General features: G+C 26.8%; 11 protein-coding genes and 2 pseudogenes. 2 read left to right on the forward strand and 11 right to left on the reverse strand.

The window, feature by feature from the left end; all coding sequences use genetic code 11:
• Window positions 1–152: 152 nt before the first annotated feature.
• The gene (locus LEBU_RS10765; RefSeq protein WP_157859526.1) at window positions 153–2,393 is read right to left on the reverse strand and encodes a hypothetical protein; all 2,241 of its coding nucleotides are present in this window, start codon (window positions 2,391–2,393) and stop codon (window positions 153–155) included.
• 795 nt (window positions 2,394–3,188) lie between these two features.
• Here LEBU_RS10765 and LEBU_RS12450 point away from each other — a divergent pair.
• Window positions 3,189–3,374, forward strand: a pseudogene (locus LEBU_RS12450) (hypothetical protein); the annotation flags it as partial.
• Between the two features lie 395 nt (window positions 3,375–3,769).
• On the opposite strand, the gene LEBU_RS10770 reads toward LEBU_RS12450, so the two are convergent.
• From LEBU_RS10770 to LEBU_RS10800, 7 genes and pseudogenes are all read right to left on the reverse strand, one after another.
• On the reverse strand, window positions 3,770–4,750 hold the full coding sequence (locus LEBU_RS10770) for a ribose-phosphate diphosphokinase (protein ID WP_015770347.1): 981 nt from the start codon (window positions 4,748–4,750) through the stop codon (window positions 3,770–3,772).
• A gap of 4 nt (window positions 4,751–4,754) precedes the next feature.
• Entirely contained in the window at window positions 4,755–6,779 is a 2,025-nt protein-coding gene (locus LEBU_RS10775) for a haloacid dehalogenase (RefSeq protein WP_015770348.1), read from the reverse strand.
• 93 nt (window positions 6,780–6,872) lie between these two features.
• Window positions 6,873–7,601 (reverse strand): ABC transporter ATP-binding protein, encoded by a 729-nt coding sequence (locus tag LEBU_RS10780; protein ID WP_015770349.1) that lies wholly within the window; start codon window positions 7,599–7,601, stop codon window positions 6,873–6,875.
• A gap of 10 nt (window positions 7,602–7,611) precedes the next feature.
• Window positions 7,612–8,379: an ABC transporter permease gene (locus LEBU_RS10785; protein WP_238974487.1), complete on the reverse strand. Its 768-nt coding sequence runs from the start codon at window positions 8,377–8,379 to the stop codon at window positions 7,612–7,614.
• A gap of 286 nt (window positions 8,380–8,665) precedes the next feature.
• Complete coding sequence (gene rfbA, locus LEBU_RS10790; protein WP_015770351.1) at window positions 8,666–9,532, reverse strand: glucose-1-phosphate thymidylyltransferase RfbA; 867 nt, start codon at window positions 9,530–9,532, stop codon at window positions 8,666–8,668.
• A 24-nt stretch (window positions 9,533–9,556) separates the two neighbouring features.
• Complete coding sequence (locus LEBU_RS10795; RefSeq protein WP_015770352.1) at window positions 9,557–10,852, reverse strand: exopolysaccharide biosynthesis polyprenyl glycosylphosphotransferase; 1,296 nt, start codon at window positions 10,850–10,852, stop codon at window positions 9,557–9,559.
• 217 nt (window positions 10,853–11,069) lie between these two features.
• Window positions 11,070–12,046, reverse strand: a pseudogene (locus LEBU_RS10800) (UPF0236 family transposase-like protein).
• 184 nt (window positions 12,047–12,230) lie between these two features.
• Between LEBU_RS10800 and LEBU_RS10805 the strand changes: the two are divergent.
• Window positions 12,231–13,064, forward strand: a complete 834-nt coding sequence (locus LEBU_RS10805) for a glycosyltransferase family 2 protein (RefSeq protein WP_015770356.1) — start codon at window positions 12,231–12,233, stop codon at window positions 13,062–13,064.
• A gap of 81 nt (window positions 13,065–13,145) precedes the next feature.
• Here LEBU_RS10805 and pth read toward each other — a convergent pair whose 3' ends face one another.
• The 3 genes from pth to LEBU_RS10820 all read right to left on the reverse strand — a co-directional run bounded on the left by pth (window position 13,146) and on the right by LEBU_RS10820 (window position 16,130).
• The gene (pth, locus tag LEBU_RS10810; protein ID WP_015770357.1) at window positions 13,146–13,712 is read right to left on the reverse strand and encodes an aminoacyl-tRNA hydrolase; all 567 of its coding nucleotides are present in this window, start codon (window positions 13,710–13,712) and stop codon (window positions 13,146–13,148) included.
• Window positions 13,713–13,905: 193 nt separating this feature from the next.
• Entirely contained in the window at window positions 13,906–14,556 is a 651-nt protein-coding gene (locus tag LEBU_RS10815) for a thiamine diphosphokinase (RefSeq protein WP_015770358.1), read from the reverse strand.
• Between the two features lie 185 nt (window positions 14,557–14,741).
• The gene (locus LEBU_RS10820) at window positions 14,742–16,130 is read right to left on the reverse strand and encodes a sensor histidine kinase (protein ID WP_015770359.1); all 1,389 of its coding nucleotides are present in this window, start codon (window positions 16,128–16,130) and stop codon (window positions 14,742–14,744) included.

Consider the following 16,130-nt stretch of genomic DNA (forward strand, 5'->3'; position numbering starts at 1 on the left):
TAGGCTATGTCTGAAAACTCAAAATCTATGTTATTTTTAATGTTTTTTTGATTTTATAAATTACGATAAAATCAGTAATTATTATTTTTGATTTTAGAAAAATTTGTTAAAACTTTATCATTTGGAGAGTTTTCAGACGCGCCCTAATAAATTTATTTTAAAGCTATTCCATACAATACAGTAGGAAAAACATATGCTTCTTGAGAATCTTCTGTAAATATTTCAATTTTTGATATCTTCACTCTTTTGTAATTTCTAAACCCTATATTTTTTCTAGCTTTATCATTCAGTTGATTTAATTCAACTACAACATTTCCATTACTATCATAACCTCTAACTTTTAACTTATTAAAATTATCAGCTCTTAATCTTGTCAAATATAAATGTGTTAAATATATTGGAGATTCAAAATTTATTTCATGAATTTGTTTAATTATATAAGGGTTTATAAACATTTTTTTTATTTTAGTATCATCTCTAATTATTGGATGAATGTCTCTATATCCTGTATAATGAACATCTACATTTTTAGAAGTACTCCAAAAACTTGGTTCTATTGGTATTAAATATTCATTCTCATTATAAAATTTTGAATATATACTCCAATCTGAATATGATTCTTTTAAATTTGGTAACAATGAATTATCAAATATTAAAAATCTTGTAAACAGTAATAATCCTATGAGTGTATATACCCTACTTTTCTTTCTATCATCTTTTTCTTCTTTTAAATAATTATAAATAAATAAAATTCCAAAAAATATGATAGGTATTAGTATAAAAAATGAATGTCTATTCTCAATTATTCCTGATGTACTTTTCCAACTAATTTTATCATTTGAAATTTTCGATACTATATTGAGTAAAGTTGCTCCAAAAGTAATCATTATTAAAGCAACAGAAATAATACTCTCCTTATTTCTATATCTATATAAATAATAGATACCTGAAATTATTCCTAAAATAGTTATTATTGAAAATATAAGATTCATATTTAAAATATTGGAACTAGTAATATTAGGATAAAATAAATATCTTACATTTTGAAAAATTGGATAAAATATATTATTGACTATATCTATAAAATTAAGATTTACATCAGAATTTGAATAAACTTTCCATCCATCTTTATTAAAGTACATATACATTACTTGAAATAACGCTGATAATCCTAACAAAAATAGATATATTTTTTGCCTTCTATATATTTTTTTCCAAAAAATAATAGAAATTAATACAGATATTGGCAAAAAAAGTAAAAAATACGATTTTGAAAAGCACAAAATTGGTACTGATATCATCAGTAATATAAATTTTTTCTTACTTAAAGATTCAAAATCTAACAATGAAATCAGTATTATCGCCACTAAATTAAAATAAGGAAGATCTACAAAAACATGTGTTTCAAAAAATGGAAATATTGAAAAATTTCCTAAAATCAAGCTGACTGTAAATCTAAAAAATATACTTCCATATTTTTTATAATTGTTTAATATAAATACTGAATTTATAGATAACATTAATAACATAGCAAAATTCTGCATTAATATAACTGATATTCGAGGTGACATTCTTAGACCTTTGACTACTATTAATGTTATTAATCTCAAATATAAGGGCAGATATCCTGCATCCATACTAAATAAATTCTTTATGGTACCCATAGTCGTCACATTAACAAAATAATTAGTAACTATCTCAGCAAAAGGTTCTGTGAATATTGTTACTGTTGGAGCTTTTATTGTTATTAAAAAATATATTAACACTATTGTTGTAAAATACAATTTTTTATCCTTTTCTCTCTCCATTAATCTATCTATATATAAAAGCAAAAAAAATATAAATATAGTTAAAGCAATCTGAACTCTAGTCATACTATTTACTTCTCTATATTCCATTTTTTGTAAAATACCTTTTCCTGTATTTTGGTTATTTACAACCATTTTACCCAAAGAAACATCTTCTGATTTATACACAGTAACAGCATTTCCAGCTACCCCGTCTATACCCTCTATTACTAACCGAGCCATACCTTTCTTAAATGCCTTATAATTTAAATTGATATATCTTACATCATTATCTTTTAATTTCGATATATCTATCAATTCTTCTTTTTCAACAGAATTTTGAACTATCTTTACTCTTATTTTACCTGTATTTTTTCTAGCATAGGTTGCAAATATAATACCATATTTTTTCATATTTTTTGGAATATATATGTCCTGGTATATTTGAGTTCCCTTTAAAATCTCGCTTTCAGCTTCTACATTAATATCATTTGTAGAAATTTTAACTTCTGTATCTGAAATTATATAACTTATACAAGAAATTAAAATCCCTATAGCTAAAAACAAAAACGGTAATTTTTTTCTCAATTTTTTTATTGCTATCATAATATAACTTTGTATGATAAATATATAATTAATTATATAAAATAACATACTCTCCTTTCTCTAAATACAATAGTTATTTGTAAAAGTCGAAAAAATCTAAAAAGATTCAAGACTTTTTCAATATATAATAATGATTTTTCTAAAATCTTAGAGGTATAATTTATTACCGCATAAATTATCCAAAGGAAGAATTATCATGCCTAAATTTAATCCAAAAATATCTCTTTCTGACATTTACAATAATCTTATACCTCTCCAACGAGTTTCGTATTTTCTGACGTTTTAATAACAAATCCCTGACGCTTCCTAGTTTTCTAGATTCAGAACCAATTATTATGACAATCTTGCCGTCATGTTCAAAAATCTAGTTGATATTACTGAACCTATATGCCATAAAATCAATAAAAAAAATTTAAATATTTTATTTATGACACTTCCGGAATTGAACTGCCTGTCAAGAAAAGCAACCCAAAATTTCTTGAAACTAAACTTGATAAAGTTAAAAAATTTTCTAGCAGCAATAAGGATAATTCTGACTTCAACCCGATGCCATTGCCTATTCCAAGCTTCCTGAGTCTGTCTCTGCCAACCCTGATACAAACACGGACATTTCTGTTATATCCTCAAGTTTGAAATCCTTATCAATGAATTGGATATTCCAAGATTTGTTTTCTTTTTTAATGATAATTTAAAATCAGCATACTCTGATAAGTCTGACATTGACAAGAAAGTCACGATTACAAAGTTCCTAAAACTATGGAAGATTGTCTATACAACCGTTAAAAAAATTTCAAACTCTATCCGAGAATGCAAAGAGATACTGAACATTGGAAAAACCTATACAGATACAGAGTTCAAATTGAACGGACAATTAACTTGATAAAAGATACCTTCTCTATAAATTACAGGAAATCCTACCGTATCGTTCCCTACTGTTATAAGCTTATCGGAATCATTCTGATAAATGATATACATCAGTAAAAAAAATTCAAGGAGAATACGTAAATTGACTATTTCTTAAACAACAGTTCATAATTTTTTTAACTGGAGCATTCCATCCTATTTTTTAGTATCTATTTTCAAAATTCAACTTTTATCATTAATTTTTTTATTTTATGTTTTTTTGTTGTGACTTTTACAATTGCTTATTAAATACAATTAGTCATTTATAAAAGTTTAAAATCTCTAATAATATAGTGTTTTTTTAAGTTTTAACACTTTTTACCAGTAGTTTTATAATAAATTCGTTATTTAAAGGGGGTTAGTATAAAATCTCACTATCAAATAATTCTGTATAATAATTTAAAATCTTTTTTTATTTAAACAAAAAACTACACCTTTTATTTTATATTAAAAACTTTAGGTGCAATCCTTTACTAATTTTCTGTTGGAATTTCAAATAAATCACTTATTGCTTCATTTGTTGCTATTCTTTTTATTATTTCAGCAAACATCTTACTCGCTGTAAGTACTCTTAATTTATTAAAAATTTTATCTTTAGGCAATTCTATACTATCTGTTATTACAACTTCTGTAAATGCTGAATTTTTCAATCTTTCAATTGCTGGTCCTGAGAAGACTGCATGTGTTGCACATCCGTAAACTTTTGTTGCACCTTTGTCTATCAATGCCTGAGCTGCATTACAAATTGTTCCTGCTGTATCAATCATATCATCTATCAAAATTGCTTTCTTACCTTTTATATCTCCAATTATGTTCATAACTTCTGATACATTTGCTTTTGCCCTTCTCTTATCAATTATTGCTAGTGGTGTATGCAACCAGTTTGCTAATCCTCTAGCTCTTTTTACTCCTCCAACGTCAGGCGATACTACAACTGTATCTTCTGGGCTGAATCTGTATTTTATAAAGTGTTTTGCTAAAATTGGTAACGCTTCCATATGGTCTACTGGAATATCAAAGAACCCTTGAATTTGTCTTGCATGTAAATCCATTGTAATTACTCTTGTCGCTCCTGCTACTGTCAATAAATTTGCCACTAATTTTGATGTAATTGGCTCTCTTGGGCTTGCTTTTCTGTCTTGCCTTGCATATCCATAATATGGAATTACTGCTGTTATTTCTTTTGCTGATGCTCTTCTCAATGCATCAATAAATATTAATAATTCCATCAAACTTTCATTTACTGGTTTCGAAATTGATTGAATAACAAATACTTTACAACCTCTAATACTTTCATTTGATTTTACAAAAGTCTCACCATCTGCAAATTTTACTATCTGATTTGAAGATAAGTCTATTTCAAGATATTCTGCTATTTTTTTTGCTAGTTCTTTACTTGATAACCCCGCAAAAATTCTTATTTTTTCTTTATCTTCTTTACTCAAAGATATCATTTTATTATCCTTTCTTCTTTGTCTTCTTTAATTTTGACAATAATCTAAAAATTCTCATGGGTATTCCTATACCTCTAAGTCTATAATATTTTATATATCCTTGTGTCCACGAAGTATGACTATAAATCAATCTAAATGTTCCACCAAGATTTCTCATAATTTCTCTAATAAATCCTAGTTGACTTTTATCCATTTCAACTATTTTAATTTTTTTAAAATCTACAAATCCTGTATCAAAAGTTATATTTCCTAAAACTGAAACTTCATTTCTTTTTGGTTTATTTATTAATCTTGTTATTTCAAATCTAACTACCTTATCAAAGTATTCTTTGGGATTACTTTGTCTTTTTTTAAAAAAATCAATCCCATCTAAAAAACCTATCTTTATTTGTTCCAATCTAGCATAATCCTCTTCAAATTGTGGTTTGCTTGTAAATGGATATTCCCAAATAACAGGATTCCATAATTTCATATCACGTTTATCATAAACATTCGGAATCAGATATCCTAAACTTTTTAACGGTTTGATAGGAAATCTACTAACTGGCTCTTTTCCTAAATATAACCCATCTACTTCTATTTTTTTCCCTCTTAATTTTAAAAATTCAGAAAATAAATTTTGAATTGTTCCTCCCCATCCTATATCAACTATTACTATTTTTTTTGTTTCATCTGGTACAAATTTTAATGCATATTTATGTGCTTCTCGTAGATGTTTTGTATACTTTAAATCACAAGCTTTTATTTCTTTTAGAAAAGTTTTAAAGAAATTTTCTTCTGTTCTTTGATTTATATTTAATTCACTATAAGGATATTCTTCTCCAAAAAAGAACTCATAAATTTCTCTTCGAGTACCTCCAATTTCTCCAAAATTTATAGTTTGATAAATAGATTCCAAATTGTATCTTTTATTTTCATTTTGTGATAATTCCCAAACAAAAGCTCTTAATATACATTTTCTATTTAATTTATTCGCTATAAAAATATTTTCTAATTCCCCAAAATCTGAGAATAACATCTTCCCATATTCTTCCAGTACTCTAGCTTCACTTGAAACAAATGTAAAATCTATTTTTGGCATTTCTCTTGCAACATTTACCACATGAATTAAATAGCTATACAAAGCTTGTGAAAATAAAAATCCAAAGTTTCTCCAAGTCTTATTGATTAATTTTTTTTCATTAACCAACTCTTTTTTCAATGCTTTTCTATCTTTCTTTTGAACTTCTTTTTTTATTTTATTCAACTTCATTGTATTTAAATTAGTTCTTAATCTTCTTAATCTCATAGGATTATAGAATATTGCATTACTTCCTGACGCCTTAGCCATTTTCACATCTGAATTCAAACTATCTCCTATATGTAAATTATTAAAAATATCATATTCTTTACCAAAAACTTTTTCATTATGAATATAATTAAACAAACTTCCATTATATTTGGCATGACCCACATCTGTTGAACTTAGACCATCTTCAAAAATATCTACTTTAAAATACTCTAATAATTCTCTGATTTCTACTGCAGTCAAGTACATATCTGACAGAAAGAATACTTTTATATTCTTATATTTCTTTTTTATTTTTTGAATCGCTTCTATTAATTCAGCATTAGGTATTAATTCTTCTTTTTCAGTATCAATTTCTAATTGTATCATTTTTTGTACTAATTTTTCTATCTCTTCTCTACGTAATTTAATACTATATTTCATACTTAATTGTTCTAAAATTGATTTAAACCATATTTTTAAATTTACATCATATTCTTTCTCTCTATCCGTATCATATGTATAATTTATATTTAATAACTCTTTTCTAGTATACATTCTTAAAGAATATAGTTCATATTCTTGAATATTATTTGAAAAAACTTCCCTTAATTCTGGAATCCATTTTCTGCTAACTTTAAGAAATTGCATATCCTCTGGCCATATTTTTCTAAGTAGTACTGTATCAAAAATATCAAGCGTTATTGTTTCAATTCCTTTTTCTTTTATTTCATTTTCAATTATCCTATATAAATTTCTCATACTTTTTTACAAAACTATTTAATTTTGTAACTCCTTTCTTCATTTTTCTAAATATTTATCCTCAGTTAGTTTTTTATTATTAACTTATCATCCTTAGCTATTTTTATATGCTTCACAAACCTTTTCTGTATCTCCAACCATCTTCAATTTCCCTTTTTCTAACCAAACAACTCGATTACATAATTCCTCTATTTGTTCAATTGAATGTGATACAAACAATATACTTGTACCTTCTGCCATCATTTCTTTTATCTTTCGTTCACATTTTTCTTGAAAGTGAAAATCTCCTACTGCAAGGATTTCATCAGCTATCAATATATCTGGTCTAACTACTGTTGCTATTGCGAATCCCAACCTCGCATACATTCCTGAAGAGAAATTCTTTAATGGCGTATCTAAAAATTCTCCTAATTCAGAAAACTCCACTATTTCATCAAATTTTTCTTCCATAAACTTTTTATTGTATCCTAACACAGCGCCATTCAAAAATATATTTTCTCTAGCAGTTAAATCAGGATCAAATCCTGCTCCCAATTCTATTAAAGGTGCAACTTTTCCAATAACTTCTATACTTCCTGTAGTTGGTTCTAGTACTCCTGCTACTACTTTTAATATTGTACTTTTTCCAGAACCATTAAAACCAACTATTCCTAATATTTCTCCTTTTTTTAAAGAAAACGAGACGTTCTTTAAAGCCCAAAATTCTTTAAAAAAAAGTTGTCGTTTCAATAATTTTATTATATATTCTTTAAAAGAGTGAATTATTTCTGAACTCATATTAAATCGCATAGAAACATTCTTTATTCTTACTATTTCTTCCACTATATTCCTCCTATATATGAAGTATAAATTTTTTCTTATTCATGTTAAATGTCACTACCCCAATAAAAAGCGCAATTATGATAATAAATATACAATTTAAATGTTCATTTAATGTTGGTATTTTCCCATAATACACCATATCTCTAAATAAATCAACAAAATAAACCATAGGATTTAACTCTAATAAAAACATGTATTTTTTTGGAACTATCTCTTTTGGATAAAACAATGGTGTTAAATAGGTCATAGCTGTTAAAAGAACTCCATATAAATGAAACATATCTCTAAAATAGACAGCTACTGATGCTAATAACAAACCTATTCCAAGACAAAAGAAAAGAACATACATCACGGGTATTATTGAAAACAATATCGAAATTTTTATTGGAGCTTTCGTTATGATTATTACTAAAATTAATCCTGGTAATGACAATACAAAGTTAACACAACTCGACAATACTCTAGCTATCGGAAAAATATGTTTAGGAACGTATACTTTCTTTATTAAAGATGCATTTTCCAATATTGAACCCATCGCAGTACTTGTTGCCTCTGAATAAAAATTGAATATCAATTGTCCTGTCAATAGATACACAGGGAAATTTACAATTGCAAATTTAAAAAAATTCGAGAATACCATTGCCATGATTAACATTATTAAAAATGGATTTAACATACTCCACATTATTCCTAATATAGATCTTCTATATTTTTTCTTTATATCTCTTTTTACCAATTCTATTAAAAGTGCTCTATACTCAAATATTTCCTTCATCATATTCCTTTCTATTTAAATAAATAAAAAAATAAAGTACTTCTCTTTATTTTTTACTTATATTTTTTGTAACTTTCAAATACTCAATAAAAGATAATACTATCCTCGATACGCATATTACAGAACTATCTTTAAACATATTTTCTTTTACCTTTTTTTATGTCTCTTTTAATTTCCTAAAGTTATTTTTATCATTATTTCTTATTTGATAATTGTTTTACAACAGAGTTTAATAGATTTGAAAATTTTATTAATATAAATATCCGTTAATATTTCTATTTTCATATTTTCAACTTTTTAATAAATCAACTAAATATCGTCCATATTCTGTTTTTATTATGAATTTAGTCAATTTTTTCACTTTTTCTTTATCTATCCACCCCTTCTGATAAGCAATTTCTTCAATGCAAGCAATGTATAATCCTTGTCTCTTCTGAATTACTTCCACATAATTAGCAGCTTCCAACAAAGCCTCGTGAGTCCCAGTATCAAGCCACGCTATCCCTCTTCCAAGATTTTTAACATTTAACTTTCCTTCAGATAAATACATTTCGTTTACAGCTGTTATTTCTAGTTCACCTCTTACCGAAGGTTTTACATTTTTTGCTTTTTCTACAACTGTATTATCATAAAAATATAGTCCAGGTATTGCATAATTTGATTTTGGGTTTTCAGGTTTTTCCTCTAGAGAAATAGCTTTTCCAGTTTCATCAAATTCTACGACACCATAAGCTTTTGGATCTTTTACAGGATAACCAAATATGACAGCTCCTTCTGTTAATTTAGCAGCTTGTTCAACTAAACCTGTAAATCCACTACCGTAGAATATATTATCTCCTAAAATTAAAGCTACGTTATCATTACCGATAAATTCTTCTCCAACTATAAAAGCTTCTGCAAGTCCATTGGGTTTTTCTTGCACTTTATATTTCAATGTCATTCCTAAATCACTTCCATCTCCTAAAAGATCTTTAAATAAAGGCAAATCTCTTGGGGTTGAAATAATTAAAATATCCCTTATATTTGCAAGCATTAGTACTGATAATGGATAATAAATCATAGGTTTATCATAAATTGGCATAATTTGCTTTGAGATTGATTTTGTAAGTGGATACAATCTAGTCCCACTTCCTCCTGCTAAAATAATTCCTTTCATAAAGTCCCTCCTTTTTAAATTAGTTTACTTCCCCTTTCCAAATAAAACAGCCTTTACTGTTTTCATAACAACAAGTACATCAAGTATTAAATCCTGATGTTTTAAATAGTATAAATCGTATTCAAGTTTTTTTTTCGCATCTTCTAAATTTTCTCCATATGGGAACATAACTTGAGCCCATCCAGTTATTCCTGGTTTTATAAGATGCCGTAAATTATAATAATTTATCTGCTTTTCATATTCTTTAGCTAATATGTCCCATTCTGGACGCGGACCTACAAAACTCATTGTTCCTTTTAATATGTTCCAAAGTTGAGGCAGTTCATCAATTCTTGTTTTTCTCATAAATTTTCCAAATTTTGTTACTCTAATATCGTTGTCTAAAGTATATTTTGAATATTTACTTGCATCGTGCATCTTCATACTTCGAAATTTATAAACTTTAAAAGGTTGCATATTCTCACCTATTCTTACCTGCTTAAATATTACTGGTCCTTTGGATTCAAATTTAATAATTATTGCAGTTATTAATGCTACTGGGGAAAAAATTATTATTAAAAGTAAAGCTAATATTAAATCCATTCCACGTTTTATATTTTTTTGCATTTCATTATTTAAAATATCAAATCCATTCGATTCAAGCAACCACTCTTCGTTTATTTTATCTATATCAATTTTCTTTTGAATATCTTCATTAAACTCTTCATAATTTATTATTTTCAAACCATTTATTTTTAAATCAAAAAGTCGTTTTAAATATTTCTTAAAATCTGGACTGTTCATATCTTTTACAATCACTAAAATATCAATACTTTTTTCAGAAATTATTTTCTCCATTTCATCATAATTTCCAATTAGATATTTTGTTACTCTACTTTTATTGTTGGAAATGTACCCAATATAGTTATAATCAAGAGTATTTATAATATCTTCCTGAATATTGTTTTTAATATGATTTGAGCCAAATATTAATACATTTCGCTTTTTCATATAAAGGGAACACATAATTCTTCTAAAAATTACTTGAAAAAAGAATAATAATGCAAACACAAAAAAAACATTGATACGTTTCCAGAAAGCATAAAGCATTATGGAAAAAATTACGTCAATTCCTAAATTTATAAACATATCTTTTAGTCTGAAGCGTTCAGCATAAAAATCTAACTGTCCAAATATAAAATTTATGAATATGAATAAAATAAATATGAAATTTGTTAGATATTTTATTACATAATCATATTTATCCAACAAAAAGCTATAGATTATATACAGGATAAATATATATAATAAACGTATATAAATATTCTTATTTAATTTCATAATTATTCACCCTCACTTGGCAAATTATATTGCAATTATTTTAATTTTTTAATAAAATTAAATTAAAAAGTATATCTTATTTTTAAATAATTATAAACATTGACATCACGAGTATAACACATTTCAATATCAAATTCAAGTAAGTTTTAAAATTCGACAGAGTAAAAAAATAGGGGCAGTCATTAAATACCACAACAAACTTTTTTGACTGCTTTTTTTAAAATATTTTACTTTGTGATATTTCTTTTAAAACTTCCCTAATAGGACATTCTCCTCCTCTCAAATATGGAATGTTTGTGCTTTTCTCTGCTTCATTAACAATTTCTGGTAAGCATTCCATCTCTATTACCTTTTCTAGTGAACTCGTTCTTTTGCCGCTAAAGTACAATTAATACGCCTTTTCCCTGTCTTTTCCATAGTTTGCAAGGAAAGTGTGGTATAACGCTCTTGCTTTTATCTTTCTTCTTGAAAATGCTTTTGGCCTGCTTGATAGAAATCTTGAGCATTCGTGGGGATACTAGGGCTTCCGTCCTTGAGCCTATGTAGTCATCCTCTGTATATATTCTTCTTATCTTCTCATACTGGTTAAGCAGCATCTTCATCTGCTCCTTTCTTCTCTGGCTCACATTCTCCTTTTCCTTGAAATTCTCATAAAAATTTTCAAGTTCTTTAAAATCGTCTCCCTTTAGCCATTTGTAAAGATTTTTTGATATTTCCTTGTCCCTTTTAGAAATTTCAGCTATGGCTTTTACTAAATGGAACTTGTCATAAATGTGTATTGGCTTGTAAATTCCAAGCTCTCTTACAAAGCTGTCTATCCATATTCCTCCATCAGAGTTCACAAATAGTAAAAATCATCTTCTCAGAAAGCCGTCTATACCGCTTAAGTCCAATTTTTTCATCAATATAGTAGTGAATGCCTGTTTTTTTGTCTACATATTTTCGACGTTCAAAAGTTACATCCCCGAAGGCAGTGATAACAGTTCTTTTAACAAATCCTTTGCTTTTAAACTTATTTTTTCTTTCGTTGGAATGAAAGAAGTAATCATCAACTCTTTTGACATAAACTCTAAACAGCGTTTCAAAAGCTTTTGTGACAAACAGCTTAAACTGCTGCTCAAACGGAAGTCTGAAGGAAAAAATATTTTTAAAAAAAGTCTTTACAAGTGAAGAAAAATTTGATATTCTAATCATAGAGGGAACCACCTTTCAATAGGATTTAGCGATTATATTGTAACTGGTTTCCTCTTTTTTGTTAATTTGAAATTTAATTAAATTTATTTGCCCCTATTTTTTTTACTCTGTCGTCTTAAAATTCTTGTCTATTCAAATTTAAAATGATATAATTTAGTAAGCAAATAAAGAATAGAGGATTTTTATGTATGATTTTACAGCCTGTATAGTAACTTATAATACGGAACAAGAAGAATTAAATAGAATTTTAAACTGTTTTAAAAAGATAAAATTGAAGTTTAAATTGTGGATTTCTGATAATTCTGAAAAGGATATATTAAGAAATTTTATAGAAAATTTTTCAGATGATCGGATTAAATATATCTTTAATAATTCAAATAAAGGATTTGGAGCAGGACATAACATTGTATTACAAAAATTAATTGAAGAGAATGAAAAATCTGAATTTCATTTAATGATAAATGCAGATGTTTTTTTTGAAGAGAATACAATTGAAAAGATTATTGCTTATATGAGGAAAAATTCTGATATTGGACAGATAGGACCTAGAATATATGAATCTAATGGGGAAATTAACAGATCATGTAGATTACTTCCAACACCGTTAAATTTAATATTTAGAAGATTTTTTCCAGTAAAATCAATTGTAGAAAAAATGGACTACAGCTATGAAATGAAATGGTATAATTATAAATCAATAATAGAAGTTCCGATTTTATCAGGATGTTTTATTTTTGTACGAACAGATATTTTAAAAGATATTGGTGTATTTGATGAAAGATACTTTATGTATATGGAAGATTATGATTTATGCAGAAGAATTGGAAAAAAATACAAAGTAGTATTTTATCCAAAAGTAAACATAGTTCATAAACATGGAAAAGCATCTTATAAATCACGAAAAATGATGATAATACATATAAAATCAGCAATAAAGTATTTCAATAAGTGGGGATGGATTTTTGATAAAGAACGAAAAATAAAAAATAGAAAATGTATACAAGAATATAATAAATAAATTTCTTTTATATTAATCTTAAATACTACATTAAAACATGGGCTATTTTTCTTTTTTTTTAAGATACCAGCCCATGCTTTTTTATTTTATATTATACTTATTCATTAATTTTGAAATTGTCATATCATCTTTTATATCGTCTATCAAATTAAACATTCTTTCTCTTGAATCTTTTACAATTTCCTTTTCTTCTGGTGAGAATTTTCCCAATACAAATCCAATTGTTTCTTCTTTTGTTTTGGGCTTTCCAATTCCAAACTTTATTCTCACAAATTCATTTCCCACGTGAGAAATAATCGATTTTATTCCATTATGTCCGCCAGCACTTCCAGTTTGCTTAATTTTTAATTTGCCAAATGGCATATCCATGTCGTCATAAATCACAAAAAGCTCTGTTTTAGGGTCAATCTTAAAAAATCTAATCGCTTCTCCAACAGCTTCTCCGCTCAAATTCATAAAAGTTGCAGGTTTTTGGTAAAAAACCTTGTCTCCGTTGTAATTAGTCTGTACAAAAATCGATTTGAACTTTTCTCTAATATCTGCTATATTTTTTTCTTTCAAATATTCATCTATAAAAATAAATCCTATGTTATGTCTAGTCAATTTATACTGTTCTCCTGGATTTCCCAAGCCTACTATTAGTTTCATTAAATTTTTCTCCTTTTTCTTTGTTAAATTTTCTTTTCAAATTATATCAAATTTATAAATGAAATACAAAGATATAATTTTTAAATATACTCAAACTTCTTTAAAATTGAACTAACAAAAAACAAATTTAGAATTCAATAGAATAATTATCATTTTTAAATTTAATTTTAAAGTAATTAGCCTTGTATATTCACTATTGTTCAATGTTCAATATTATTATCAGCTTTCCCTTTGCAAATTCCACATTAGCTTCATTTTGACAAATCACATTGCTTACAAGCCTAGAACTTTCCCTTTTCACATCAATCTTATCTGTTTCAAATTTAAACCCTTTCAATGTTAATTTTTCGACTTTTTCACTAATTGGAATAATAGAAAATCCATATCCTTTTTTATTTTCTAGAGCAAAAGGCTTTTCGGCATAAAAAATTTCTTCATTTTCTTCCAAAAATACTAAATTTTTATGCTTTTCCATTAAAAATAAGTTACTTAATGTCATATCAATTCTTTTTCCGAGCCCACCAACAACAAATATTTTTTTCAAATAATTTCTATTTTTCTCAATTTTACTGATTTCTTCCAAAATCAATTCAAAATCCGTAAAATCCTTATCTTTTGGGAACTTTTTCATCAAAACATTCTTTTTTTCATAATGTTCTAAAACTCCTTTTTCAATTGAATCCAGATCCCCAATAATAACTTCTGGCATTTTCCCATATTTAAAGGCAAAATTCGCTCCGCCATCTGCACAAAAGCAAACTGCATTTTCCGAAACTAATTTATCCATAAATTCCTGCGAATACTTATATTCACCATTTAAAAAAATTACATATTTTTTCTCCATTTTTCTCCCTTCAAATCAAGAAATATACTCAAACCTATTTTAAATTAAACTGCTAAAATTATATAAATTTAAGGTTTGAGTAAAATAGTCATAGCTTTTGAGTTTGGTTTAAAATAAGTTTTACTATACAATATATTTATTATACTGTTTTATCTGATTATTTACAAGATTATAAAAAAATCCCTTCAAATTTTAGGAATCTCCAAAACAACCTTAAATCCTCCATATTCACTATGTTTCATCATAACTTTACCATTATGGACATCAATAATTTGCTTTACGATAAGAAGTCCCAAACCGTGCCGCTGTTCTGTCGTATTTTTATCACAAACCATATAATGTGGGGCATTATTGAGTTTTTCCAGCTCTTTGTCAGAAACTCCTGTTCCATTATCTTCAACACAAATTATGCAATTTTTTTCATCTTCTTTTACTGAGATATAAATTATACATCCATTTTCGTTGTGATTGATGCTATTTTGAATTAAGTTCGCTAGAGCTCGTTTTATCAAATTACTATCGATATTGGCAAAGCAAGATACAAGTTCATTTTTCGTCTTCCACTCTATCGGAAATTTTTCATCGATATTCATATTCAAAAAATCAACGACAACTTGCCTAACTACTGCTACTAGATTTTCTTTTTTCTGCTCAAAAGGCTGCATATTATATTCTAACTTTGAAGCAAGGTTCAAATCATTTATTAAATTTTTTATACGCTCACTTTGTTTCAAAATGACGGAAAGCTTTTTATCCGTTTCATCTGATAAATTCAAAGATGTTTTCAATTGACTTGTGTAACCCATTATCATTGATAGTGGAGTACGAATATCGTGAGAAACTCCTGCAATCCAGTTGGCTCGTGCCGTGTCTTTATTTCGCAATTGTTCCCTTTGATTTTGCAAAATTTCAGAAGTTTTATTTATACTTTTTGCAAGTTCTGACAAAACGCCTTTTTCTTTCACATGTACAGGCGTATCTTTAGGCAAATTTTGTATGCCTTTTATTATTGGATTTACAGAACCTAAAAGTTTAGAGTTGGAAATAATGTATATTAAAAATACAAAAATTATGTTTAGACAAAAAAGTATAAGTAAAAATTTTGGAATATTTTTGACAAGTCCGTATTTCCAGTTGGCTACTGGGTATTTCCAATAACTATTTTTAGGATAGCCTAGCACGAGTAAATTATTTTCAACTTTGGAAGTGAAAACAGGATAGTTTTTTATATAGGCATGTGAAAATATGGCAATATCAGATATTGAGTATTCTTTTGGAATATCATCAGGTAAATTGTCTGTTTGCCATATAACTTTCTTTGAATCGTTGTCAATCAAGATTGCCCATATATTTTGTTTTTTTAAGTCAGCAGTCATTTCGTCAGGCAAAGTGTATTTACCATTTTCAAATTTTAACATATCTGCTACTTTAAAAGTATAGTTCATGGGAGGATTTTTTGATACATATTTAAGAATCCATAATCCGTATAGAAAAATATTTAAGAATAGAAGTAGGACAAAACTTAATATTAAGGTTATTATAAAACGACGTATTAGTTTTAGTATGCTTTTCAT

The sequence above is a fragment of the Leptotrichia buccalis C-1013-b genome, assembly GCF_000023905.1.
GTDB classification, from domain to species: domain Bacteria; phylum Fusobacteriota; class Fusobacteriia; order Fusobacteriales; family Leptotrichiaceae; genus Leptotrichia; species Leptotrichia buccalis.

What these genes read in the sequence shown, in the direction of transcription:
- LEBU_RS10765 (WP_157859526.1), bottom strand. Translation starts at nt 2,393, where the DNA reads ATGATAGCAATAAAAAAATTGAGAAAAAAATTACCGTTTTTGTTTTTA.
- LEBU_RS10785 (WP_238974487.1), bottom strand. Translation starts at nt 8,379, where the DNA reads ATGATGAAGGAAATATTTGAGTATAGAGCACTTTTAATAGAATTGGTA.
- LEBU_RS10805 (WP_015770356.1), top strand. Translation starts at nt 12,231, where the DNA reads ATGTATGATTTTACAGCCTGTATAGTAACTTATAATACGGAACAAGAA.
- rfbA (WP_015770351.1), bottom strand. Translation starts at nt 9,532, where the DNA reads ATGAAAGGAATTATTTTAGCAGGAGGAAGTGGGACTAGATTGTATCCA.
- LEBU_RS10815 (WP_015770358.1), bottom strand. Translation starts at nt 14,556, where the DNA reads ATGGAGAAAAAATATGTAATTTTTTTAAATGGTGAATATAAGTATTCG.
- LEBU_RS10795 (WP_015770352.1), bottom strand. Translation starts at nt 10,852, where the DNA reads ATGAAATTAAATAAGAATATTTATATACGTTTATTATATATATTTATC.
- LEBU_RS10775 (WP_015770348.1), bottom strand. Translation starts at nt 6,779, where the DNA reads ATGAGAAATTTATATAGGATAATTGAAAATGAAATAAAAGAAAAAGGA.
- pth (WP_015770357.1), bottom strand. Translation starts at nt 13,712, where the DNA reads ATGAAACTAATAGTAGGCTTGGGAAATCCAGGAGAACAGTATAAATTG.
- LEBU_RS10770 (WP_015770347.1), bottom strand. Translation starts at nt 4,750, where the DNA reads ATGATATCTTTGAGTAAAGAAGATAAAGAAAAAATAAGAATTTTTGCG.
- LEBU_RS10820 (WP_015770359.1), bottom strand. Translation starts at nt 16,130, where the DNA reads ATGAAAAGCATACTAAAACTAATACGTCGTTTTATAATAACCTTAATA.